Consider the following 20,737-nt stretch of genomic DNA (forward strand, 5'->3'; position numbering starts at 1 on the left):
TGCGGTCACAGCCACCCCACGCGGTCGGCGAGCACGGCATACCCGACGAAGGCGACGACGTCGAGCAGCGTGTGGGCGACCACCAGCGGCATGACCCGGCGGGTGCGGGTGTAGACCCAGCCGAGCAGCAGCCCCATCGCCACGTTGCCGATGAACGCGCCGAACCCCTGGTAGAGGTGGTAGCCGCCGCGGATGAGCGCCGAGGTGACGATGATCGTCCACGTGCCCCACCCGGCCTGGGCCCACCGCCGGAAGAGGTAGCCGACCATGATGACCTCCTCCAGCACCGCGTTCTGGGCGGCGGCCAGGAGCAGGACGGGCACGGCCCACCACACGTCGGCGAGGTTGGCCGGCGCGACGGTCGTGTTGGCGCCCAGCTCGCGCGCGACGAGGTAGAGGGCCAGCCCGGGCAGCCCGATGACCGCCGCGAGGACGGCGCCGCCGGCCAGGTCGCGGCCCGGACGGCGCAGGTCGAAGCCCATGAGGTGGTGCGGCGGGAGCGCGGAGCGGTCGCGGGCGAGCAGGTGCAGCGCCAGCACGACGGGCACCAGGGCGATCGCGATGCCGGCCAGCTGGTGCGCCAGGTCCAGCCACGGGCGGTCGGGGGTGACGCTGGAGTTCATCGCGGTGGTCTGTGCCGACAGCGGCGTCTCGGCGGTGACCTTGCGCAGGATCGACAGCACCGACCAGATGACGGAGGCGCCCAGGCTGACGCCGAGCACCAGGACCGTCTCGGTCAGCAGCGTGCGCCAGGGCAGCGGGGTATGGGGTGGGCGCGCCGCGGGATCGGGCGTCGCGGTCACTGGTTCACCCTCCGGCTGGGGAGTCGGTCGCACGGCTCAACGCTAGCCACCCTGGCGTCGCAGGACCGGCTTTGGCGGCGGTGCGGCGCGGGGAAAAGCTGCCCGTGCCGGAGAAGACGTCTCGTGCGGGGGAAGCTTCCCGGGCACGAGGCCGCTTCACCGGCGCCGGACAGCGTTGCCGGCGCGGGACTCAGCGGTCGTCGTCGTCATCGTCGTCGCAGTCCCACTCGGCGTCGTCCTCGTCCCACTCGCAGCCGCCGCCGGGGGCGACCGGCGCGGGCTGGACCGGGATGGGCTCGGCCCTGCGCTGCTCCTCGGCGGCCTTCTCCGCGGCCTTGCGCTGCTCCTCGGCGGCCTTCTCCGCGGCCCTGCGCTGCTCCTCGGCGGCCTTCTCCGCGGCCTTGCGCTCCTCCTCGGCGGCCTTCGCGTCCTCCTCGGCCTCGCGGGCCTCGGCGGCCCGGGTGAGCAGCGCCTCGGAGGTGGAGCCCAGCAGGGTGACGACCTGGTCGAGCGAGGCAGAGCGGCCGGGCCCCTCCGTCGCCGTGGCGGACCCGGTCGAGTCGCCGGTCGGGGCGGAGTCCTCGGTGGTGTCCTGCCCGCCGATGACGGCGGTCACGGCGTCGGGGTCGACGGGGCCGGTGATGACGACGCCCGCAGGCTCCTGACGGGCCTGCGCGGTGGCGTCCATCCAGAGCCAGGCGCCCGTGAGGCCGACGAGCACCAGGGCCACGACCGAGGCGAGGATCTTCATGCCACCCAGGATGGCGCACAGCCAGGAGAGCGGCATGAGACGTGCATGAGAGTTCTCTCATGCACCTCGCACAGCCTGCCTCCGGCAGGCGCACAGGCGCTAGACGGGGATCCCCTCGCCGGGCGCGTGCCCGCTGGAGCGGGCGATGCGCGGGTCGTGGCTGCCGGCCTTCATCCCGATCGCCAGGTGGCCGCCCAGGAAGGCCCCGAACCCGCCCACGGTCATCGCGCCGGCCGTCAGCACCCGCCCGAGCCCGTGCCGGTCGCTGCGCCGGGCGAACCACGACGCCACGTTGAGGCCGAGCGCGATGTTGTTGGCCACGGCGTGCACGCTGGCGACCCGCTTGCTGCGCGCGTCCAGCCCGGCGAACTCCGCCAGACCGGTGATCGCGGTCGGCAGGTAGGCCGCGTTGCCGAGCCCGACGAGCCGCTGGGTCGCCGGACGCATGGCCGGCCCGCCGGTCCAGTCCAGCACGGCTGCGCTCATCCACGCCCCGAGCGGGATGTCGGTCATGACGGGGTGGAGCGCGTGGCCGAGCGGCCCGGAGCGCAGCAGGCTCGCCCGGTCCGGGTCGGAGACGAGGGCGTCCGCGGCGTGCCCGATCCGGCCGGCCAGGCCGTCGAGGGCCTCGGCCGACTCGATGCGCTCGGTCACGCCGGTGAGGGGGGAGCTGTCGGAGTTCGGGGGCTGCGTCGACATACCTGCAATGTAGGGCGGTCCCCGCTCCCCCGCGCCCCGGAGCGACCCCCGCCCGTCGGCCGTCACGAAGGGCCGCGAGGGCGCCCAGGCCCTAGGGTCGAGCCATGGCTGGCGACGTGGTGCTGATCAGCGGCGGGGCGCGCGGGATCGGGGAGGCGCTGGCGCGGGCGCACCGGGAGCGGGGCGACACGGTCGTGGTCGCCGACCTGCACCCGACGGCCGACGACCAGCTGCAGCTCGACGTGCGCGACCCCGACGCCTTCCGGGCGGTCGCCGAGCGCGTCGTCGCCGAGCACGGGCGCATCGACGTCTTCCACGACAACGCCGGCATCGCCGTCGCGGGCACGATGCCGGAGATGACCCGCCAGCACTGGGACGACCTCATCGACATCGACCTGCGGGGCGTGGTGCACGGCGTCGACGCGGTCTACCCGCTCATGCGCGCGCAGGGCTTCGGCCACATCGTCGTCATGGGTTCGCTCGCGGGGATCCTGCCGGTGCCCTCGATGGTGCCCTACTCGGCGGTGAAGTCGGCGGTGGTCACGATGAGCCGGGCGCTGCGGGTCGAGGCCCGCCGGCACGGGGTGAAGGTCACCGTGGTCTGCCCGGCGTTCGTCGAGACGCCGCTGCTGGACCACATCAACCCGGGTATGCGGCGCACGCGCGCCAACCGCGTCGGCCTGCGCCTCGTGCGTCAGCTGCAGGGTCCGCCGATGGACCCGGACGCGCTGGCGCGCATCGTGCTCACGGCGCTGCCCCGCAACCCCGAGACCGTCCTCGCGCCGCGCCCGCTGGCCCAGCTGGCCGTGCTCGGCGAGCGGCTCGTCCCGGGTGTGGTGCGCTGGGCCAGCGGCCTGGCGGTCGAGCGCTACCTGACGATGTCCGACAAGGACCGCGCCGACGCGTGAGGGGACGTGGGCTCGGCCACCGAGATGCCCGGGGTCAGTCCGCGTGCCCCTCGGCGAGGTAGGCCAGGCGCCGCAGCGTCTCGACGTTGCGCATCCGGATCGACAGGTCCACCGCGGGCCGCGGCGCCATCGCGAAGGGTCCGCTGGTCGGCGTCTCGGTCATCGTGACCGTGCTGCCGCCCGGCACCGGCTCGACGTCGAGCTCCACCGTGGCCTCGCCGATCGGCCAGAGCCGGGCGCGCATGGCGACGCGGCGCGGCGGGTCCCACTCCAGCAGCTCGGTGTAGTCGTCGATGAGGGCCGGCCACGCGCCGACCGAGTGGTGGATCCGTGCCCCGACGCCGGGCCACGACTCGTCCACGTCGCGCATCCTCGAGGCCCCGACCACCCAGACCGGGAAGAGCCAGCCGTTGCCGAGCACCCGGAAGACGGACTCGGGAGAGGCGGCGATCGCCCTGGTGTTCACTGCCATGCGTGCTCCTTCGGTCGGGGGGCGGGGGGTCGGGGGCCGGGTCAGGGATGAGGCGGCCGGGTCAGGGTGAGAGGTCGGGCTCGGCGGTGATGCCGAACTCGTGGCGGAGGGCGGACAGCGCTGCGCGCCACCCGGGTATGCCGTGCACGCCCGGGCCGGGCGGGGTCGCCGACGAGCACAGGTAGACGCCCTTGGCGGGGGTGCGCCAGGGGTCGAACGAGAGGGTGGGGCGGGCGAGGAGCTGGCGGATCCCGACCTGCCCGACGGCGATGTCGCCCCCGACGTAGTTGGGGTTGTAGGCCTCCAGGTCCGTCGCCGAGCGCGCGCTCGAGTGGAGCACGACGTCGCGGAACCCGGGGGCGAACTCCTCGATGCGCCGGGTGATCGTCTCGGTCGGGTCGAGCGTGGAGCCGGTGGGGACGTGGCTGTAGGCCCACAGCACGTGCCGGCCCTCGGGCGCCCGGGACGGGTCGAAGGTGGTGGGCTGGGACGCCAGGACGTAGGGCTTGACCGGGTGCTCGCCGCGGGCGATCGCGGCCTCGGCGGCGGCCATCTGGCTCCGCGGCCCGCCCAGGTGGACCGTGCCGGCCCGGTGCAGGTCGGGGTCGCGCCAGGGCACCGGCTCGGAGAGCGCGAAGTCGACCTTGGCCGCCGCCCCGCCGTAGCGGTAGCGGCGCAGCTGCCGGGCGTAGCGGCGCGGCAGCCGGTCACCGGCGATGTCGGCGAGCGCCCGGGGGCTGACGTCGAGGATGACCGCGGCCGCGTCGCCGAGCTCGTCGAGGCTGGAGACGTGATGACCGGTGACGAGCTCGGCCCCGTGCGCGCGGGCGTCGTCGGCCAGCGCGTCGGCCATGGCCTGGCTGCCGCCGACCGGGATCGGCCAGCCGCCGATGTGCGCGGAGGCGGCGAGCACCATACCCGCGGCGGCCCAGCCCAGCCCGGGCATCGGCTGGATCGGGTGGGCCATCGCCCCGGTGAGCAGGGCCGGGGCCTCCTCGGTCTCCCAGCGGCGGTTCCACAGCGGGGAGGCCTGCTCGAGCACCGGCAGGCCGATGCGCAGCAGGCCCAGCGGGTCCAGAGGCGGGCGCAGCGGGGTGTCGGCGACCAGCCTGCTGACCAGGTCGGGCTGGTCGACGAAGGGGCGCAGAAGGGAGCGGTAGGCCCGCGCGTCCACCCCGAGGCCCTCGGCGGTGCGCTGAAGGTCACGGAAGGCCGGGACGACGCGGTCGGCGTCGAGCCCGTGGGCGAAGGGGATCTCGGGGTCGACGAACTGCACGCGCTCCCGCAGCCCGAAGCGGGCGAAGAAGGTCGAGGCGTAGGCCATCGGGTGCACGGCCGAGCAGATGTCGTGGCGGTAGCCGGGCAGCGTGACCTCGGTGGTCCGGGCCCCTCCCCCGATCTCGTCCATCCGCTCCAGGACGCGCACCGGCACCCCGGCCCGGGCGAGCGTGACGGCGGCGGCCAGGCCGTTGGGCCCGGCGCCGACGACGACTGCTCCGCGCTCGGTCACCCTCCCGAGTATGGCAACTGCCGAGGTCAGCGTCCCGGCGAACGGGAGCGCCGCCCCGTCAGATCGTCTCGACCCGCGCGGTGAGCTCCCCGCCGGCGTCACCGGTGTTGACCACGCCCTGCGGCTCGAGCAGCAGCGCCTTGACCTCGCCGTCGGCGCGCGGGCAGTGCTCGACGCCGCGCGGGACCACGAAGAGCTGGCCCGGCCCGAGCACGACGTCGCGGTCGCGCAGCTGGATCGTCAGCTGCCCGTCGAGCACGAGGAAGAGCTCGTCGGTGTCCTCGTGCCGGTGCCAGACGAAGTCGCCCTTGACCTTGACCAGCTTGACCTCGTAGTCGTTGAGCCGCGCCACCAGCTTGGGCGACCAGTGCTCGGAGAACAGCGCGAACTTCTCCTCCAGGTCGACGACCTCCTCACTCATGGTCCGAGCCTGCCACGCGCTCAGACCGTGACCCGCACCGGTGCGTCGCGCTGCACGTCGGTGCCGTCGCCGATCTGGCCGTACCAGTTGTCGCCCCAGCACCGCACCTCGCCGCCGGTCGTCAGGGCGCAGACGTGCCGGTAGCCGGCCGCGACCTGCGCCGTGGTCCCGCCGCCCAGGCCCTGGACCGGACCGGGTGTGGCGCGCGGCTCGCTCGCCGCCCCCACCCCGAGGGTCCCGAACGTGTTCGCCCCCCAGCACACGGTGGCTGCCGCCGTCGTGAGTGCGCAGTTGAAGCCGGATCCGCTGGCGTCCACGGCGGTCGCGCTGCCCGGGCCGAGCCCACCGACCTCCACCGGGACCAGCGACCAGTAGCCACCACCTCCGGGGTGGGGGTATCCCAGCCCACCCTCGGCGTTGTCGCCCCAGCACCGCACGGCGCCCTCCCGCGTGACCGCGCAGCCGTGGTGCACGCCCGCGGAGACCTGGGCGGTGGTGCCCGGGCCCAGGCCGCTGACCTGGCTGGGGGTGGTGCGCTCGACGTCGGTGCCGTCCCCGAGCCCGCCGACGACGTTGGAGCCCCAGCACAGGGCGGCGCCGTCGGTGCGCACGGCGCAGGTGCTCAGGTAGGTGGCGTCGACCTGGCGCGTGGTCCCCGGCCCCAGACCGGAGACCAGGGCGGGCCAGGCCTGCGACCCGCCCTTCTCCATACCGATCCCGAGCTGGCTGGAGGAGTTGGATCCCCAGCACCGCGTCGCGCCGGTGATGCTGAGCGCGCAGGCGTGCTTCTGGCCGGTGGTGACCTGCACGGTCGTGCCGGCGCCGAGCCGGGGAATGTCGACCACCTCCGTGCTGTGGGTGCCGTAGGGCCCGGCGAGCGTGCCGTCGTGGTTGGATCCCCAGCACCGCACCGCCCCGTCGGTCGTCAGCGCGCAGGTGAACCCTCCGCCGACCGCGACCGAGCGGGTGGTGCCGGCGCCGAGGCCCTTGACGGAGACCGGGGACGGGCTGGCGGTCGTGGTGCCGTCGCCGAGCTGCCCGGCCCCGTTGTAGCCCCAGCAGCGCACCGCCCCGGCCGCCGTGACGGCGCACGAGTGGCCGGCGTCCGCCGCGACACTCGCGGTCGGGAGCAGCTGGCCGGGTCGGGCGGCCGCCGAGGCTGCCTGCAGGGTCGCGTCGCACACGGCGCCCGGGCCGCCGAGCGCCAGCACGCGGTCGGGCGTCACCAGGGACAGGTATGCGGTGACGCTCGCCGGGAGCGCGCCGCAGCGCTGCGTGACCAGCAGCACCGGACCGTCGGCCAGGACGCCGGCGGCGACCGCGTCCGCGAGCGTGTCACCGCGGGCGAGATAGACCGTCGAGGGGGCCTCGGGGAAGGCCCGTCCCGCGAGCGAGGCCGCGGTGTCGTAGCGGTTGCTGCCGTGGACCCGGTCGGGCCGGTGGTAGGAGTAGGGAAGCTCCTGCAGCGTGGAGTCGGCGACGACGGTGGGGCCGCCGATGCCGACCGCCTGCGGGGACGCGAGCCGGGCGAGCTCCCACAGGACCGCCGTGGGGTAGGACCCGTCGGGCCGGACCAGCAGCACCGGGCCGTCGGTCAGCGACCCCGCGGCGACCGCGTCGGCGTAGGCCGTGCCGTTGGCGACGTAGACGGGCCCCTCGGTCTGCCCCCGGTAGACGCGCTCGCTGATGAGGGCCGCGGTGTCGTAGCGGTTGTCGCCGGCGATCCGGTCGGTGGCTCGCCCGGCGGCCGCGGCGCGCAGGGTGTCCTCGCACACGGCCCCCGGTCCGCCGAGCGCGACGACCTGCCGGGGCGCGAGGCGGGTGATCTCGGCCTGCACCGCGGCCGGGACGGTCCCGCACGGGCGCACGAGCAGGATGGGCCCGTCGGTCAGCATGCCGCCCGCGACCGCGTCGGCGAACTCGTCGCCGCGGGCCAGGTAGACCGCCTCGGACCCACCGGGGAACGCCCGGCGCGAGATGGCCGCCGACGTGGCGTAGCGGTCGGAACCGCCGACGCGGCCGGTGGTGGCGGCCGGGCCGAGGTCGGTCGTTGCGGCCGGGCCGAGGTCGGTCGTCGCGGCGGTGCCCGCGGTCGGGGCCGGCGTCGCCGACGTTCGGGTCGGTTCTGCGGCCGCGGCCTGCGCCGAGGGACTGCCCATCGCGGCTGCGACCAGGAGTGCGACGACGATCACCACCCACCTGGTCATGGTCTGCTCCATCGCACCCACCATGACGTGCTCCCCTGCGTCGGCCCTGCGGTGCCCCGAAGATAGTGCACATGAGGGTGGCAGGCGCGTTCAGGCACCGGGTGGCGGTCGTGGCCGGGCTGCTCGTCCTCGCCCTGCCCGTGGCGTGCTCGGGGTCGGCGCAGCCCCCGACGACCCCGGCACCGACGTCACCGGACGCGAGCGTCGCCCCGACGCTGAGCGCCGTGCTGTGGCAGTCGCGGATGGACCTGGACGACCGGCAGGTGCAGGTCAAGCTCCGCAACGACGGCTCCGGCGAGGTGGTGGTGGAGCGTATGGCGTTGCGCTCCTCCGCGTTCGACGAGCCGATGGTCTACCGCAGGCGGGGCAGCGTCCTGGGTGCCGGGCGGGCGGTCGACATGCCGGTCGTGCTGAGCGGGCCGGTCTGCGGTGCGGCGGCGGGCCGGCACGTCGCCGAGGTCGACTACCGGCTGGCGGACGGGACCAGGGGGACGGTCGAGGTGGTGGCCTCCGACGAGCACGATCAGGTCGCCGAGCTGCATACGGCCGAGTGCTTCGCCCTCGAGGTGGCCGAGGTCGCCAGTCTCTCGGTGCAGGGCCTGCCCCGCGTGGTCTCGCGGGACGGGCTGGTCGCCGCTGAGCTGACGGTCGACGTGCAGGCGAGGGGTCAGGGTGCCGGTGGGCGTGAGCTGCACCTCCGGCACATGAGCGGCACGACGCTGCTGCAGCACGTCGACCCGCTCACCCTCGAGCGGCTGCCCGACGGCCTCCCGCTCGACCTCATGGCCCCCGCCACCGGGACGCGCTCCTTCGCCGTCACTCTCGTCCCGGGCCGGTGCGACGCCCACGCGATCGCCGAGGACAAGCAGGGCACCCGCTTCCGTGTCACGGTCGACCTCGACGGCCGCCAGGGCCAGGTCGCGCTCGTGGCACCGGACGACGTCAAGGTGGCGCTCTACGACTACGTCCGCGAGGCCTGTGCGTCCGTCGACACGGGCGGCGGCTGATCGGGTGCCCTGCCGCCAGGAAACGGCTACCGAGGAGTAGTCTCCGAGGTGCGACCCGGTGCCGTGGATGAACCGCCGTGTCGTGCTCAGCACCTGTTCGATCCCTGTTCTCGAACAACCCGCTGAGAGGCGCCTCCTTCCGGCGCTGCCGGAGGGAGGCGTTTCCATGCCGGCGAAGCACGCTCGTGCGGGGGAAGTTTCCCCCGCACGAGAAGACTGCCCAGGCGCAGGACACCCTGCCCGGCAGAGGACACGGCGCGCGCCACGACCTGACACGCCCGCCGATGGCAAAGGTTTGACCAAGTCCCTTCCGGTGCCGCGTGCGCTTCGTTAGGTTCCGGACCAGGTGACGGCCGCACGACCCGAGGCGGCCGCCGCCTTTCCCTGCAACCTGCAGCGACGCACGGTGCTCCGACGGGACGCTCGTGCGCCGCCGAGAACGGAGCACGAGCATGAGATCCCTGCGCACGACCCTGCTGGCCGCGGCCCTGACCCTTCCCCTCGCCTCCTTCGCCGCGCTCCCCGCCGCCGCCGACGAGGTCGGCCTACCCGGTGAGCACAACGCGATCACCGACGTCCCCGGCATCCACGTCGGGCAGGTGCAGTCCGACGTCGCGCCCTTCCTGACCGGCACGACCGTCGTCTACACCCCGGAGATGGCCGTGGCCAGCGTGGACCAGCGCGGCGGTGCTCCCGCGACCAAGGAGACCGACCTGCTCAGCCCGCTCAACTCCAACCCGGGGGTCAACGCGATCCAGCTGGGCGGGTCGAGCATGTACGGGCTGTCCGCCACCAACGGGATCATCCGTTGGCTGGAGGACAGGGGCGAGGGCGTCCCCCTGGGCTCCGCCGGCGTCGCCCCGATCGTCCCGGCCGCCGACATCTACGACCTCAACCGGGGCGGCGACCCGAAGGCACGGACCTCCGCCGAGTGGGGCTACCTGGCCGCCGAGGCCACGGCGGACGGCCCCGTCCGGCAGGGTTCGGTGGGCGGTGGCACCGGCGCCCGCGCCGGCGGCATGAGCAGCGGTGTCGGCACCGCCAGCGTCTACCTCGGCGACGGCATCTGGGTCGGCGCCCTGGTCGTGGTCAACCCGGCCGGCTCCCCCGTCGACCCGGCCGACTGCAGCCTCTACGGCGTGCGCTACGGCCTCGGCGGCGAGTTCGACGGCTACCGGGCGCCGAGCGGTGCGGAGTGCGGGGGTGAGTCGTCGGCGGCGGCGCAGACCTCCTCCGAGGAGTCGCTCAACACCACGATCGCGGTCGTCGCGACCAACGCCCCGCTGGAGAAGGCGGCCGCGCAGCGCATGTCGGGCAACGCCCACGACGGCATGGCCCGCGCCATCAGCCCGATCCACACCCTTTCGGACGGCGACACCGTCTTCGCCGTGTCCACCGGTGACGGTGACCCGCTGCAGGTCAACGACCCGGCCGACTCGCGCCAGCTCAACGGCATCTTCAACGCCGGCGCCACCACGCTGTCCCGCGCCATCGCCAAGGCCGTGCTGTCGGCGGAGTCGAAGGGCTCTCGACAGAGCTACTGCGACACCTACCCCTCGGCCTGCTCCGGTATGCCGCAGCTCGAGCAGTGGCGCACCGCCGGCGAGGCACCCCAGGTGACCCGACCCGAGTTCAACCGGGCGAGCCGAGCCCTGCAGCAGACCCCGGTCCCGGCCCCGGGTGCGGACCGGCGCCCGTCCGCGGACGAGGGTGACGCTCTCACCGTGCCGGTTCCTGCCGACGGCGGCGGGACGGGCGCCTCGGCGGGCTGGTCGTCCACGGAGGGCCTCTCCATCTCCGCGTCCCTGCTGGGTGGGGGCGCGCTGGCGATGGCCGCGGCGACCGGCCTCGTGCTGCTGCGGCGTCGCCCCCAGCCGGTGCCGGTGCACTGACCTGACCTGCCGCCGCGCGGTGACCCACCCGGCCAGCCGGAATGTCACCGCGCGGCGGGTGGTTGACCAGCGCACCATGACTCCGAGCAGGCCCGACGCAGACCCCGGTGACGGCCCTGGCCCCAGCGACGGCGCCGAGCCCACCGCCGGCGACGCGGCGGCACGCCTGCGCGAGGAACGCGTGTCGCTGCACGCCCGCATGGCCGCCCTGGCCGAGGACATGGGCACCTTCTTCGAGGCGTCGCGCGACTCCAACGCCGACGACGAGCACGACCCCGAGGGGCAGACCATCGCCTACGAGCGTGCGCAGCTCTCGGCGGTCACCGAGCAGACGCGGCGCCACCTGGCGGAGGTCGAGGCCGCCCTGGGCCGCATCGACGACGGGAGCTACGGGTCGTGCGAGGTCTGCGGAGACCCGATCGCCCCGGCCCGCCTGGAGGTGCGACCCACGGCACGCACGTGCGTCGCCCACGCCCCCGGGCAGCGCCGCCGCTGACCGACGCGGTCACGGCCGGCCGCGGCAACCTGCGGCAGGTGGCGGACCTCGGCCGGCGGCCCGGTGCGACCACGGCATCGCGGGGTCGACATCGCCCTACCGGGCGATGTCGACCGGCATTCGACGAGCTCGCCCGGCTCACGCAGGCCTCAGGCGGCGAGGCCCTCCCACCTCTGCTCGGCCCACGCCAGCACCACGTCGCGCCAGGCCGGCCGGAACGCGTACACGCACGCCAGCCGCACCACGGTCGCCAGCTGCGCGGTCCCCCACCGCTCCTCGTCGACCTGGGCCACCCGGGCCACGACCTCGGCCGAGACCTCGACGGCCGACGCGGCCGAGGTCGACCAGATGCCCTGCGCGCGCCGCAGGTCGGCGTGCACGGCCAGGTTGGCCGGGTCCAGGGCGGGGTCGGCGACGCACGCGGTGTCGAGGTCGAGCACGCCCAGCGTGTCCCCGTCCCACAGCAGCTGCTTGTCGTGCAGGTCGCGGTGCGTCGGCACCATCCGCTCGGGGTCGCCGGCGTCCCGCAGCCGGGCCGCCACCGCCCCCGCCCGCTCGCCCCAGACGGCCGGGAGCAGGCCGGCGGTGAGCGCCTGGTCGGCCCACCGGCCGACCACCCCGGCCTCGTCCTCTGCGGTATGCCGTGCCAGCCCGGCGGCGCCGTCTCGCGCCGGCTCGGTCAGGGGCGCCCCGGCGCTGCCGTTCACGCCGACCGCGCCCTCATCGAGCCCCTGCAGCCGCACCCAGGCCGAGGCCCACGTGGTCCAGATCCGTTCCCAGTCCCGTCCGGCGGCGAGCTCGTGCACGGGCCGGCCGGGCAGCACGGACAGGGTCACGGCCGCCTGCTCCGGGTCGTGGTGCACGACCTGCGGGGCGGCCAGGCCGGCGGCGGCCGCCAGCGTCCCGCCCGTGGAGGCTGCGGCCACGACCGCGGCGGACCGCCCCGGGCGCACCACCTTGGTGTACCCACCGGTGTGCCGCAGCACCGCCCGGCGTCCGGCGCGGTGGACGAGCAGCTCTCCCTCGGGGGCGAGACGCTCGAGCGCGGGCAGCGCGGGGTCGACCCCGGCCGGCAGCAGGCGGACCCGCCCGTCCTGTCGCAGCGAACCGGCGCGCAGCCGCCCGTGCAGGTCGCGGCCCTCCACCGTGACGCGGGCGACACCGTCCTTCTCCTTGCCGGGCCACGCGCGGGCCACGACCACGACCTCGCCGTCGACCTCGACCCGCTGCGGGACCGACCACCCGGTCGAGCCACCCGCGGGGGCACCCGCCGGGCCACCCACCGTCCCGTCCACACGCTCACCCACCGTCCCGGTCACGGAGCCACCGCCAGCTCGCGCACCGGCAGCGCCCACACGTCCTCCATCGCCAGCACCCGTCCGGCCAGCAGCGCCCGCCGCACGGTCTCCCCGGTCCACCCCGGCACCTGACGACGCCACGGCTCGGCGACCCGGGCCAGCAGCACGGCCGCGACCCAGGGCCCGGGGGCGGCGGGTCGCGAGCCGGTGGCGACCGCATACCCGTCGCCGGCTGCGCCGAGGGACTCGCGGCCCTCGATGAGGTCGACGGCGGCGAAGGTGGCGTGGTCGAGCACCGCCGGGGCGGCGACGGCGCGGTCGAGGTCGGTGAGCACCGGGGCCCCGCCGGTCGGCAGGAGCACCTGGTCGAGCGACAGGTCGCCGTGGCACACCACGAGCGGGGCACGCCCCGCGGACGCCCGTCCCGGCGGCGCGTGCTCGGGCAGCTGCTCGAGCACCCGACGCGCGCCCGCGGCGGCCCCGGGCGCGACCGCCTCGAGCAGCTCGACCGAGGCGGTCGCGGCGGCCCGGACGTCGGCCCAGCCGCGGGTGCGCAGGTGCGGCACCTCCGAGGGGTCGACCAGGTGCAGCGCCCCGACCACCTGGCCGACGGCGTGCAGCACCTCGTCGGCACCGGGGCCCCCGTCCAGCGTGGAGCCGTCGCGGCCCTCGACCCACGGCCACCACGTCACGCCGCGGCCGCGGTGCAGCTCCTCGGGCACCCTCCGGGCCGGCGCGACGACCGGCACGTCGTGCTCGGCGAGGGCGGTGACCACCGACGTCAGCCGGTCGCGGTGCGGGTGCGCGGTGACGCGCACGACCAGACCGGCGCCCTCGAGCCGCCCGACCAGCCGCCGCAACGGGTTGTGCCGCAGCACCTCCAGCTGCGACAGGTCGAGCCGGGCCATCGAGGTCGCCAGCCGCGGGTCGGTCGCCAGCGGCCCCCACTGCACCAGCGTGTCGCGGCCGCCGAGCTCGGCCTCACCCAGTTCGGCGGCCAGCCCGACCTCCTCCGCACGGTGCCGGGCCTTGGCGGCCTTGGAAACCGCCTCGCCGGTGAGCGTGCGGACCCAGCCCCACGGCATACCGTCGGCGTCCAGCAGCGAGGCCGCGGTGGACACGCCGGGCTTGGGCCGCAGGTGCGTCGCGCTCACCTCGCGGCCGACGCACGCGCTGAGCCGCTCGGGGTCGAGGACGAGCGCGAGGCCGGGGTCGGAGAGGCTCACGACACGCTCCTCAGCGGCTGGGTAGAGGCCTCGTCGTCCTCGTCGAGCACCCGCTCCAGCGGGGCCTCGGCGGCAGGGCCCTGCCAGGTGACCCGCCCGGCCTCGACGACAACGACGCGCTCGGCCTGCCGCGCGGTGTCGACGTCGTGGGTGATGACCACGGTGGTCCGGCCGCGGGCCAGGTCACGGATGGCGTCGGTGACGAGCACGACGTTGTCGGGGTCCAGCCCGGTCGTCGGCTCGTCCAGGACGAGCACCGGCGCGTTGCGCAGGAACGCCCGGGCCAGCGAGATCCGCTGCCGCTGCCCGCCGGAGAGGTTGGCGCCGCCCTCGCTCACGCGCGTGCGCAGCCCCTCGGGCAGGTATGCCGTGAACGCGCTCACGCGCGCCAGCCGCGCCGCCTCCTCCACCTCGGCGTCGGTGGCGTCGGGGCGGCCCTGGCGGATGTTGTCCTCGATGGTGCCGGTGAACAGCACGGCGTCCTGATGCACGAGCGCGACCTGCGAGCGCAGCCAGGTCAGGTCGACGTCGCGCAGGTCGACCCCGTCCAGGGCCACCTGCCCCTCGTCGGGGTCGAGCAGGCGCAGCAGCAGCGAGGCCACGGTCGACTTGCCCGACCCGGAGGGGCCGACGACCGCGACGTGCTCGCCGGGGCGCACCATCAGGCTGAGGCCCCGGAGCACCGGCACGCCCGGCTCGTAGGCCAGGGCGACCCCCGACAGCGACACCCCGCCGCGGACCGGCCACGGCGCGACCGGGTCGGCCGGGGTGACGATCTCGGGCTCGACGTCGAGCAGGTCGGCGACCCGCTCGCCGGAGGCGGTGGCGCGGGCGATGCGGCCGGTGTACTTCGCCAGGTCGCGCAGCGGCTTCATCGCGGTCTTGAGGTAGGTCAGCACGATGACCAGGTCGCCCGGGGTCATCGCGCCGCTGAGCACGCGCGAGCCGCCGAGGAAGAGCACGGCCGCGGTCGAGACGCCGACGAGCACGTCGGTGCGCCGCTCGAGCCCGGCCGCGAGCCGCTTGGCCTTCACCCCGTCCTTGAGCGACTTGAGGTTGGAGCCGCCGAAGTGGCGCGCCCGCTCCTGCTCCAGGGTGTAGGCCTGCACCAGCGTCATCCCGGCCAGGGTCTCCTGGGCGATGCTGGCCAGGTCGCCCTCGCTGCGCCGGGTCCGCCGCGACGCCTGGGTGATCCGGCCCGTCGAGGTCCGCGAGAAGAGCAGGAACGCCACCACCGCCACCAGCGCGACGAGCGCCATCACGGAATCGATCCACAGCAGCACGCCGAGCATCGCCACCAGCGTGACGACGTTGACGAGCAGCGGCATACCGGCGGTGATCGCGACCTCCTGCAGCCGCCCGACGTCGGAGACGAGGCGCTGGACGACGTCGCCGGAGCGCGAGCCGCCGTGGTAGGCCCGCGACAGCGTCTGCACGTGGTCGAAGACCCGCGCCCGCAGCTGGGTGGCCACCCGCGAGCCGCCGAGCGCGAACATCACCGTCGCCCCGAAGTTGCACACCGCCCGCAGCCCGATGATCGAGACCGTCGCCAGCGCGCACGCCAGCAGCAGCTGCAGGGTGGCGGGCGGGCCGCCGTCGCCCAGGTCGGCGCCCAGGCTGCGGGTGACCGCGTCGACGACCAGCTTGGTCGGCCACGGCTCGAGCACGCGCCAGAGCACCTCGAGCAGCAGCAGCCCGCCGCCGCCGGCCAGCAGCAGCCGCTGCCCGGGCAGGTGCGGGCGGAGCAGGCCCAGGGTGCGCCGCAGGGCGGAGGCGCGGAGTCGGTCGGGCGAGGCCACGGCGGGCACCTTCCTTCGGGTATGGGGTGGGCTGAGGGGGGAGGGCCGGCCTGCCGGGGGTGCAGGGGGTGGGGGAGTGACGACAGGCCGGCCCCGTCTGGGGTGTGCCTAGGGCACGGGTGCCGGCTCCGCGGTGAGGCGGTCGGCGTCGGGTCTCCCGGCGACGTCGCCGGCGGGGACGCGCGTCAGGTGGTGGGCGACGGGCGCCAGCGTGGCGTCGAGCACGTGCGCCCAGGAGTGGCGCGACTCCATCCGCACCCGGGCCGCGGCACCCATGCGCCGGGCGGTGGCCGGGTCGGCGGCGAGCGTGTCGATCGCGGCGGCCAGCGCGCGGGGGTCGGACGGCGGCACGAGCAGGCCGGTGTGGCCGTCGGCGACGACCGTGGGGATCTCGCCGATGCGGGAGGCGACGACGGGCAGGGCGGCCGCGCCGTACTCGTAGACCTTCAGCGGCGAGAAGTAGTGGCCGCCGGAGTCGGGGTAGGGCGCCACGGCGACCGACGCGCCCTCGAGCGCGGCGGGGACCTGCTCGGGGGCGACGGCCCCGACCATCTCCAGCTCGACGCCGTGCTCGGCGGCCAGCTGCTCGAGCGCGGCGCGCTGCGGCCCGTCGCCGACGAGGCGCAGCCGCCACGGCACCCGGGCCAGGGCGGCGGCGCGGACCAGGTCCTCGACGCCGTGCCAGGGCTTGAGCGTGCCGACGAAGACGACGACGGGGTCGCCGGACAGGTCGGGGGTGACGGCTCGGACGCGGTCGGTGTTGACGCCGTTGGGGGTGACGACGACGGCGGGGCCGCCTGTGGCTGGGCTGCTGGTGATGGCCGCGCCGCCGCTGACTGCCGCCTCCGCACGCTCGTGCGGCTCTGTCGTGACACGGGCGTCGTCAGGACGACCGTTGTGACACGACAGAACGGCACGACGGTCCGGCAGGGCCTCGGCGCGCTGCCGCACCCAGGCGGCCACCGGCTCGGAGACGCACGCGACGACGTCGGCGGCGGCCAGCTGGTCGGCCAGCGCGAGCTCCGCGGCGGCCTCGTCGACGAGCACGCGGTGGGTGCGCTGCTCGTCGATGAGCGGGGCGTTGACCTCGAGCACCGTGGTGCAGCTGTGGGCGGCCCGCACGGTCGGCAGGACGGTCGAGAAGAGGGAGTAGCGCTCGTGGACGACGTCGGGCGCGGCCTCGAGCACCATCGCGGCCAGCTCGGCCGCGGCCCGGCGCTGGGCGACCTCACGGGCGGCCGGGTCCTCCCCCTTGGCCACCGGCACGACGTGCACGGGCAGACCGGCCAGGTCGGCGGGCACGTCGTCGCCGCGGCGCACGGCATACACCTCGACGTCGGCGCCGCGGGCGCGCCAGGCGCGCACGAGCTCCTGGATGTGGACGCTGGCGCCCTTGGTGCCGAACACCGGGATACCGGGGTCGGCGCAGACGTAGGCCACGCGAGTCATCGGGACACCTCCGCCAGGTCGTGGCTGGGCAGGACGAGGTCGGCGGGCGGGGCGCCGGTGGGCGCAGCACCAGCCGCCGCGCCGGCCCCGCCACCTACCCCCTGCAGCTCCGCCAGCAGCCGGCTCTGACGCACCGTGTCGAAGTCGCGCTCCACCGCCGCACGGGCCGCTCGGGCCACCTCGACCCGCGGCCACGACGGGTCGGCGACCTCGCGCAGCGCCCCGGCCAGCCGGTCGGCGAGACCGTCGACGTCGTGCGGGAGCAGGATGCCGGTCTGCGCGACGGGCTCGCCGTCGGCGTCGACACCGGCGGGGTGGACGGCCTCCGGGATGCCGGTCACGTCGGTGGCGATGCACGGCAGCCCGCTGGCCATCGCCTCGAGGATCACGGTCGGCAGCCCGTCGGCGTTGCCGTCGGCGCCGACCACGCAGGGCGCGGCCAGCACGTCGGCCCACCCCAGCTCCTGCACGAGCTCGGCCTGGCTCCGGGGCCCCACGAGCTCCACGCTGCCGGTCAGTCCCAGCTCCTCGACCAGCGCAGCGAGCGGCTCACCGAACTCGCCGTCGCCGACGACCCGCACCGAGCACGCCATCCCCGCCTCACGGAGCTGGGCCGCGGCGCGCACGAGGTGCTCGAAGCCCTTCTTCTCCACCAGCCGCCCGACCGCGAGCACCCGCAGCGGCGTGCGCGGGGCGACCGGGTCGGCGAAGGTGAAGCGCGGCAGGGCCAGGCCGTTGCGCACCAGCCGGACGGAGCCGGCGAGCGTGGGGTCGAGGTCGAGCAGGAAGCGCCGGTTGTAGTCGCTGATCGCCACCACGTGCGCCGCCCGCCGCAGCACCGCGCGCAGCAGCACCGGGTCGACGTCCTCGTGGAAGAGGTCCTTGGCGTGGGTGGTGACCGAGTAGGGGATGCCGGACAGCGCGGAGGCCACCATCGCGGCGCGTGCCGCCAGCGTGGCGAAGTGCGCGTGCAGGTGGGTGATGCCGTCGCGGCGCACCCGCACCGCCAGGTCGACGGCCTGCGCCACGTCGGAGGGGTCCATCCGCACCAGCAGCGGCATCAGCTCGCCCAGCACCGGGCCGAAGCCGGGCAGCTCCTCCTGCGCCCGCGCGAACACCTCCCACTCGGTCGGCAGCCGGTGCGCCCGCGGCAGGTGCGTGACCGGCGCCTGCACCTGGGCGATCTGGGGGTGGAAGCGCGCGTCCGTCGTCGGCCGCAGCGCGTAGACCGCCAGCTGCTCCCCCGCCGCCTCGCGGGCGAGGATCTCGGTGACCACGAAGGTCTCGGAGAAGCGGGGGTAGACCTTCAGGACGTAGCCGACCTTGGCGGTCGGGTCAGACGGCGACAGCATGGCGCAGCTCCTCAGCGGGCACGGACGAGGTCGGGTATGCGGTGAGCGCTGCGGCCGCGCGTGCGACCGAGCCGAGCCCGGCCAGGTCGAGGTGGCGGCGGTCGACCCTCCGACCCACGGCATCGGCGCACCAGGCGCCGACGGCGGCCGGGGTCAGGTCGCCGGCGCGCAGCAGGTCGGCGGCACCGGCACGGGCCAGGCCGCGGGCCCGGATGAGCTGCTCGCGGCGCGGCCACTCGCGCGGGACGAGGAGGGCCGGCACGTCGGTGGCCATCGTCTCGGTGACGGTGTTGTAGCCGGCCATCGAGATCGTCGCGGCGGCGCGGCGGATGAGGCCGGCGGCGTCGGGCACGGAGCGCACGACCTGGGTGGCGCGGACGGCGGCGCGCTCGACGGCGCGGTGGTCGGCCTCGCTCATCTGCGGGCCGGTGACGATCACGTGGCGGTATCCGGCGGGCACCGGCGCGGCGGCCGCGGCCAGGCACAGCTGCGCGCCGTCGGACCCGCCGCCGGCGGTGGTCAGCAGGTAGGGACGCTCGGGGTCCAGCCCGTCGGGGTCCTCGGCGCGGCCGTGCGCCAGGTAGCCCTGGTAGCGGACCATGTCGTGCAGCGCCGCGGGCAGCTCGCCGGTGGTGCGCAGGTCGTGCACGGCCGGGTCGCCGTAGACCCAGATCTCGTCGAAGAGGGCGCGGACGACGTCGGCCGGGGTGCGGTCCCACTCGGCGGCGACCGCGGCCGGCTCGTCGAGCACCTCGCGCAGGCCCAGGACGACGCGGGCCTCGGGGCGGGTGGCGCGCAGGTCGGCCAGCGCGCCGGCGAGCTCGCCCTGCACCCCGAGGGCGTGCCGGTCGACGACGACCAGGTCGGGGGCGAAGGTCGCCAGGGTGGCCCGCACGATCTCCCCGCGCAGCGAGGTGACGGCGTTGAGTCCGATGTCGAGACGCCGCGGGCCGTAGCTCCGCCCGCTCTTGCCCACCGACGGCAGCGTGACGACGTCGAAGCCGTGCGGCACCGACGCGGTCGGGATGCCGGCGACGCCGTTGACGAGCAGGCCGGTGACGGGGCGACCGGTCAGCCGCGGGAGCCGCTGGGCCAGCGCGTGGGCCAGCGCGCGGTTGCGCCGGAAGTGCCCCAGGCCCTGGGAGTCGTGCGAGTAGAAGACCACCCGCAGCGCCTCGGCCACCGTCTGCTCCGTCATCGCCTACCTTCCCGTCCCGACCGTCCCGGCCGCCGGTGCGGTGGCCGTGAGAAGAAGTGAACAACCCCGGGATGAGCCCCGGATGACATGACGATGAGAGTGCTCTCATGCACGGGCTAGAGTCGCCAGGGACAGGAAGGGAGCGCCATGAGCCAGCCCTGCGACCACGTCGCCGAGGCCCGCGAGGTCACCCCCTCGGCCAACGGCTGCGAGGACTGCCTGCGCACCGGTGACCGGTGGGTCCACCTGCGCCTGTGCATGACGTGCGGGCACGTCGGGTGCTGCGACAGCTCGCCCAACAAGCACGCGCGGGCGCACTTCCACGAGGTCGGCCACCCGCTGGTCCGCTCCTTCGAGCCGGGCGAGGACTGGTGGTGGTGCTACGCCGACGAGGTGGTCTTCCAGGTGCCCGGCGCGCCACCGGCACCGTCGTGGGTCAAGGGCGACCCGGCCGCCGGACGCTGAGGCGGCTCAGCTCCCGATGGCTCAGCTCTCGAAGCGGTAGCCGATCCCCCGGACCGTGGTGATCCGCTCGGCGCCCAGCTTGGTGCGCAGGTAGCGGATGTAGACGTCGACGACGTTGGAGGCGCCGGTCACCTCATACCCCCAGACCCGGTCGAGCAGCTGCTCGCGGGAGAGCGCCTGCCCGGCGTGCTCCATGAGCTCCCTGGCCAGGGTGAACTCGCGGGCCGAGAGCTCGACGGGGCGGCCGTCGACCGCCGCGGTGTGCGCGACGAGGTCGAGGGTGACGCCGCCGGCGGAGATCTGCTGGGTCTCGGTGACGGCGCTGGCGGGCTTGCGCAGCCGGGCGCGGACGCGGGCGAGCAGCTCCTCGACCCGGAACGGCTTGGCCAGGTAGTCGTCGGCCCCGCTCTCCAGCCCGGAGACGGTGTCCTCGACGGAGTCGCGGGCGGTGCACATGATCACCGGCACCGGGTCCTCCATCGTGCGCAGCATCCGCAGCACGGTGAAGCCGTCCATCCGCGGCAGGCCGACGTCGAGCACCACCAGGTCGACGTCGGCGTTGGCCACCGCCTCGAGGGCGGCGATCCCGTCACCGACCACGCTGGTGCGGTAGCCCGCGGCCCGGAGCCCACGGTCGATGACGCGCGCGATCCCCGCTTCGTCCTCGACGACCAGGATGTGGTGCATGGCGTCAGGCTAACCCGGCCCACCCTTGCTGCTGCCAGACGTGACACTGGTGCACCACGTGCGCCAATGTCACGTGCGGCGCACCTGTGAGGCAGGC

The 20,737-nt window shown here is 75.3% G+C and carries 19 protein-coding genes; 5 read left to right on the forward strand and 14 right to left on the reverse strand.

Annotated elements, in window-relative coordinates; genetic code table 11:
- Nucleotides 1-5: 5 nt before the first annotated feature.
- From K330_RS0112635 to K330_RS21080, 3 genes are all read right to left on the reverse strand, one after another.
- Nucleotides 6-803 carry a CPBP family intramembrane glutamic endopeptidase gene (locus tag K330_RS0112635; protein WP_022922178.1) on the reverse strand — a complete coding sequence of 266 codons (798 nt, stop codon included), beginning with the start codon at nt 801-803 and terminating at the stop codon, nt 6-8.
- Nucleotides 804-993: 190 nt separating this feature from the next.
- Complete coding sequence (locus tag K330_RS21075; RefSeq protein WP_022922179.1) at nt 994-1,590, reverse strand: RodZ family helix-turn-helix domain-containing protein; 597 nt, start codon at nt 1,588-1,590, stop codon at nt 994-996.
- A gap of 63 nt (nt 1,591-1,653) precedes the next feature.
- Nucleotides 1,654-2,253 carry a DUF2231 domain-containing protein gene (locus K330_RS21080; RefSeq protein WP_022922180.1) on the reverse strand — a complete coding sequence of 200 codons (600 nt, stop codon included), beginning with the start codon at nt 2,251-2,253 and terminating at the stop codon, nt 1,654-1,656.
- 104 nt (nt 2,254-2,357) lie between these two features.
- Between K330_RS21080 and K330_RS21085 the strand changes: the two genes are divergently transcribed.
- Nucleotides 2,358-3,161, forward strand: coding sequence for an SDR family oxidoreductase (locus tag K330_RS21085; protein WP_022922181.1), 804 nt, complete (start codon nt 2,358-2,360; stop codon nt 3,159-3,161).
- 34 nt (nt 3,162-3,195) lie between these two features.
- Here K330_RS21085 and K330_RS0112655 read toward each other — a convergent pair whose 3' ends face one another.
- From K330_RS0112655 to K330_RS22830, 4 genes are all read right to left on the reverse strand, one after another.
- Nucleotides 3,196-3,633 carry an SRPBCC family protein gene (locus tag K330_RS0112655; RefSeq protein WP_022922182.1) on the reverse strand — a complete coding sequence of 146 codons (438 nt, stop codon included), beginning with the start codon at nt 3,631-3,633 and terminating at the stop codon, nt 3,196-3,198.
- 61 nt (nt 3,634-3,694) lie between these two features.
- On the reverse strand, nt 3,695-5,143 hold the full coding sequence (locus K330_RS0112660) for a phytoene desaturase family protein (protein ID WP_022922183.1): 1,449 nt from the start codon (nt 5,141-5,143) through the stop codon (nt 3,695-3,697).
- Between the two features lie 58 nt (nt 5,144-5,201).
- The gene (locus tag K330_RS0112665) at nt 5,202-5,564 is read right to left on the reverse strand and encodes a cupin domain-containing protein (protein WP_022922184.1); all 363 of its coding nucleotides are present in this window, start codon (nt 5,562-5,564) and stop codon (nt 5,202-5,204) included.
- 20 nt (nt 5,565-5,584) lie between these two features.
- Nucleotides 5,585-7,771 (reverse strand): cell wall-binding repeat-containing protein, encoded by a 2,187-nt coding sequence (locus K330_RS22830; RefSeq protein WP_169448559.1) that lies wholly within the window; start codon nt 7,769-7,771, stop codon nt 5,585-5,587.
- A gap of 71 nt (nt 7,772-7,842) precedes the next feature.
- On the opposite strand from K330_RS22830, the gene K330_RS0112675 reads away from it, so the two are divergent.
- The 3 genes from K330_RS0112675 to K330_RS0112685 all read left to right on the forward strand — a co-directional run bounded on the left by K330_RS0112675 (nt 7,843) and on the right by K330_RS0112685 (nt 11,166).
- Nucleotides 7,843-8,778, forward strand: coding sequence for a hypothetical protein (locus tag K330_RS0112675; RefSeq protein WP_156875791.1), 936 nt, complete (start codon nt 7,843-7,845; stop codon nt 8,776-8,778).
- A 452-nt stretch (nt 8,779-9,230) separates the two neighbouring features.
- Nucleotides 9,231-10,670: a P1 family peptidase gene (locus tag K330_RS21095; RefSeq protein WP_022922187.1), complete on the forward strand. Its 1,440-nt coding sequence runs from the start codon at nt 9,231-9,233 to the stop codon at nt 10,668-10,670.
- A gap of 76 nt (nt 10,671-10,746) precedes the next feature.
- A complete protein-coding gene (locus K330_RS0112685) occupies nt 10,747-11,166 on the forward strand; it encodes a TraR/DksA family transcriptional regulator (protein WP_022922188.1) in 420 nt (139 codons plus the stop codon).
- A gap of 149 nt (nt 11,167-11,315) precedes the next feature.
- Here K330_RS0112685 and K330_RS0112690 read toward each other — a convergent pair whose 3' ends face one another.
- From K330_RS0112690 to K330_RS21110, 6 genes are all read right to left on the reverse strand, one after another.
- Nucleotides 11,316-12,485 (reverse strand): phosphotransferase, encoded by a 1,170-nt coding sequence (locus K330_RS0112690; protein ID WP_156875792.1) that lies wholly within the window; start codon nt 12,483-12,485, stop codon nt 11,316-11,318.
- On the reverse strand, nt 12,482-13,690 hold the full coding sequence (locus K330_RS0112695; RefSeq protein ID WP_022922190.1) for an aminoglycoside phosphotransferase/kinase family protein: 1,209 nt from the start codon (nt 13,688-13,690) through the stop codon (nt 12,482-12,484). The genes K330_RS0112690 and K330_RS0112695 overlap by 4 nt, the downstream gene beginning before the upstream one ends.
- On the reverse strand, nt 13,687-15,489 hold the full coding sequence (locus K330_RS0112700; RefSeq protein WP_022922191.1) for an ABC transporter ATP-binding protein: 1,803 nt from the start codon (nt 15,487-15,489) through the stop codon (nt 13,687-13,689). The genes K330_RS0112695 and K330_RS0112700 overlap by 4 nt, the downstream gene beginning before the upstream one ends.
- A gap of 108 nt (nt 15,490-15,597) precedes the next feature.
- Nucleotides 15,598-16,938, reverse strand: a complete 1,341-nt coding sequence (locus K330_RS21100; RefSeq protein ID WP_022922192.1) for a glycosyltransferase family 4 protein — start codon at nt 16,936-16,938, stop codon at nt 15,598-15,600.
- Nucleotides 16,935-18,290, reverse strand: a complete 1,356-nt coding sequence (locus tag K330_RS21105) for a glycosyltransferase (RefSeq protein ID WP_022922193.1) — start codon at nt 18,288-18,290, stop codon at nt 16,935-16,937. Before K330_RS21105 ends, K330_RS21100 begins: the two co-directional genes overlap by 4 nt.
- On the reverse strand, nt 18,274-19,488 hold the full coding sequence (locus K330_RS21110; protein ID WP_022922194.1) for a glycosyltransferase family protein: 1,215 nt from the start codon (nt 19,486-19,488) through the stop codon (nt 18,274-18,276). The genes K330_RS21105 and K330_RS21110 overlap by 17 nt, the downstream gene beginning before the upstream one ends.
- A 147-nt stretch (nt 19,489-19,635) precedes the next feature.
- Here K330_RS21110 and K330_RS0112720 point away from each other — a divergent pair, with 147 nt between their 5' ends.
- Entirely contained in the window at nt 19,636-19,953 is a 318-nt protein-coding gene (locus K330_RS0112720) for a ubiquitin carboxyl-terminal hydrolase 14 (protein WP_022922195.1), read from the forward strand.
- A 21-nt stretch (nt 19,954-19,974) separates the two neighbouring features.
- On the opposite strand, the gene K330_RS0112725 is transcribed toward K330_RS0112720, so the two are convergent.
- Complete coding sequence (locus K330_RS0112725) at nt 19,975-20,640, reverse strand: response regulator transcription factor (protein WP_022922196.1); 666 nt, start codon at nt 20,638-20,640, stop codon at nt 19,975-19,977.
- Between the last annotated feature and the right edge of the window lie 97 nt (nt 20,641-20,737).

This window comes from Ornithinimicrobium pekingense DSM 21552 (assembly GCF_000421185.1).
Taxonomy (GTDB): Bacteria; Actinomycetota; Actinomycetes; order Actinomycetales; family Dermatophilaceae; genus Ornithinicoccus; species Ornithinicoccus pekingensis.

Coding starts and splice junctions, on each gene's coding strand:
- K330_RS0112675 (WP_156875791.1), top strand. CDS start 7,843: ATGAGGGTGGCAGGCGCGTTCAGGCACCGGGTGGCGGTCGTGGCCGGG.
- K330_RS22830 (WP_169448559.1), bottom strand. CDS start 7,771: ATGACCAGGTGGGTGGTGATCGTCGTCGCACTCCTGGTCGCAGCCGCG.
- K330_RS21110 (WP_022922194.1), bottom strand. CDS start 19,488: ATGACGGAGCAGACGGTGGCCGAGGCGCTGCGGGTGGTCTTCTACTCG.
- K330_RS0112725 (WP_022922196.1), bottom strand. CDS start 20,640: ATGCACCACATCCTGGTCGTCGAGGACGAAGCGGGGATCGCGCGCGTC.
- K330_RS0112685 (WP_022922188.1), top strand. CDS start 10,747: ATGACTCCGAGCAGGCCCGACGCAGACCCCGGTGACGGCCCTGGCCCC.
- K330_RS21100 (WP_022922192.1), bottom strand. CDS start 16,938: ATGACTCGCGTGGCCTACGTCTGCGCCGACCCCGGTATCCCGGTGTTC.
- K330_RS21095 (WP_022922187.1), top strand. CDS start 9,231: ATGAGATCCCTGCGCACGACCCTGCTGGCCGCGGCCCTGACCCTTCCC.
- K330_RS0112720 (WP_022922195.1), top strand. CDS start 19,636: ATGAGCCAGCCCTGCGACCACGTCGCCGAGGCCCGCGAGGTCACCCCC.
- K330_RS21075 (WP_022922179.1), bottom strand. CDS start 1,590: ATGCCGCTCTCCTGGCTGTGCGCCATCCTGGGTGGCATGAAGATCCTC.
- K330_RS21105 (WP_022922193.1), bottom strand. CDS start 18,290: ATGCTGTCGCCGTCTGACCCGACCGCCAAGGTCGGCTACGTCCTGAAG.
- K330_RS0112665 (WP_022922184.1), bottom strand. CDS start 5,564: ATGAGTGAGGAGGTCGTCGACCTGGAGGAGAAGTTCGCGCTGTTCTCC.
- K330_RS21080 (WP_022922180.1), bottom strand. CDS start 2,253: ATGTCGACGCAGCCCCCGAACTCCGACAGCTCCCCCCTCACCGGCGTG.
- K330_RS0112655 (WP_022922182.1), bottom strand. CDS start 3,633: ATGGCAGTGAACACCAGGGCGATCGCCGCCTCTCCCGAGTCCGTCTTC.
- K330_RS21085 (WP_022922181.1), top strand. CDS start 2,358: ATGGCTGGCGACGTGGTGCTGATCAGCGGCGGGGCGCGCGGGATCGGG.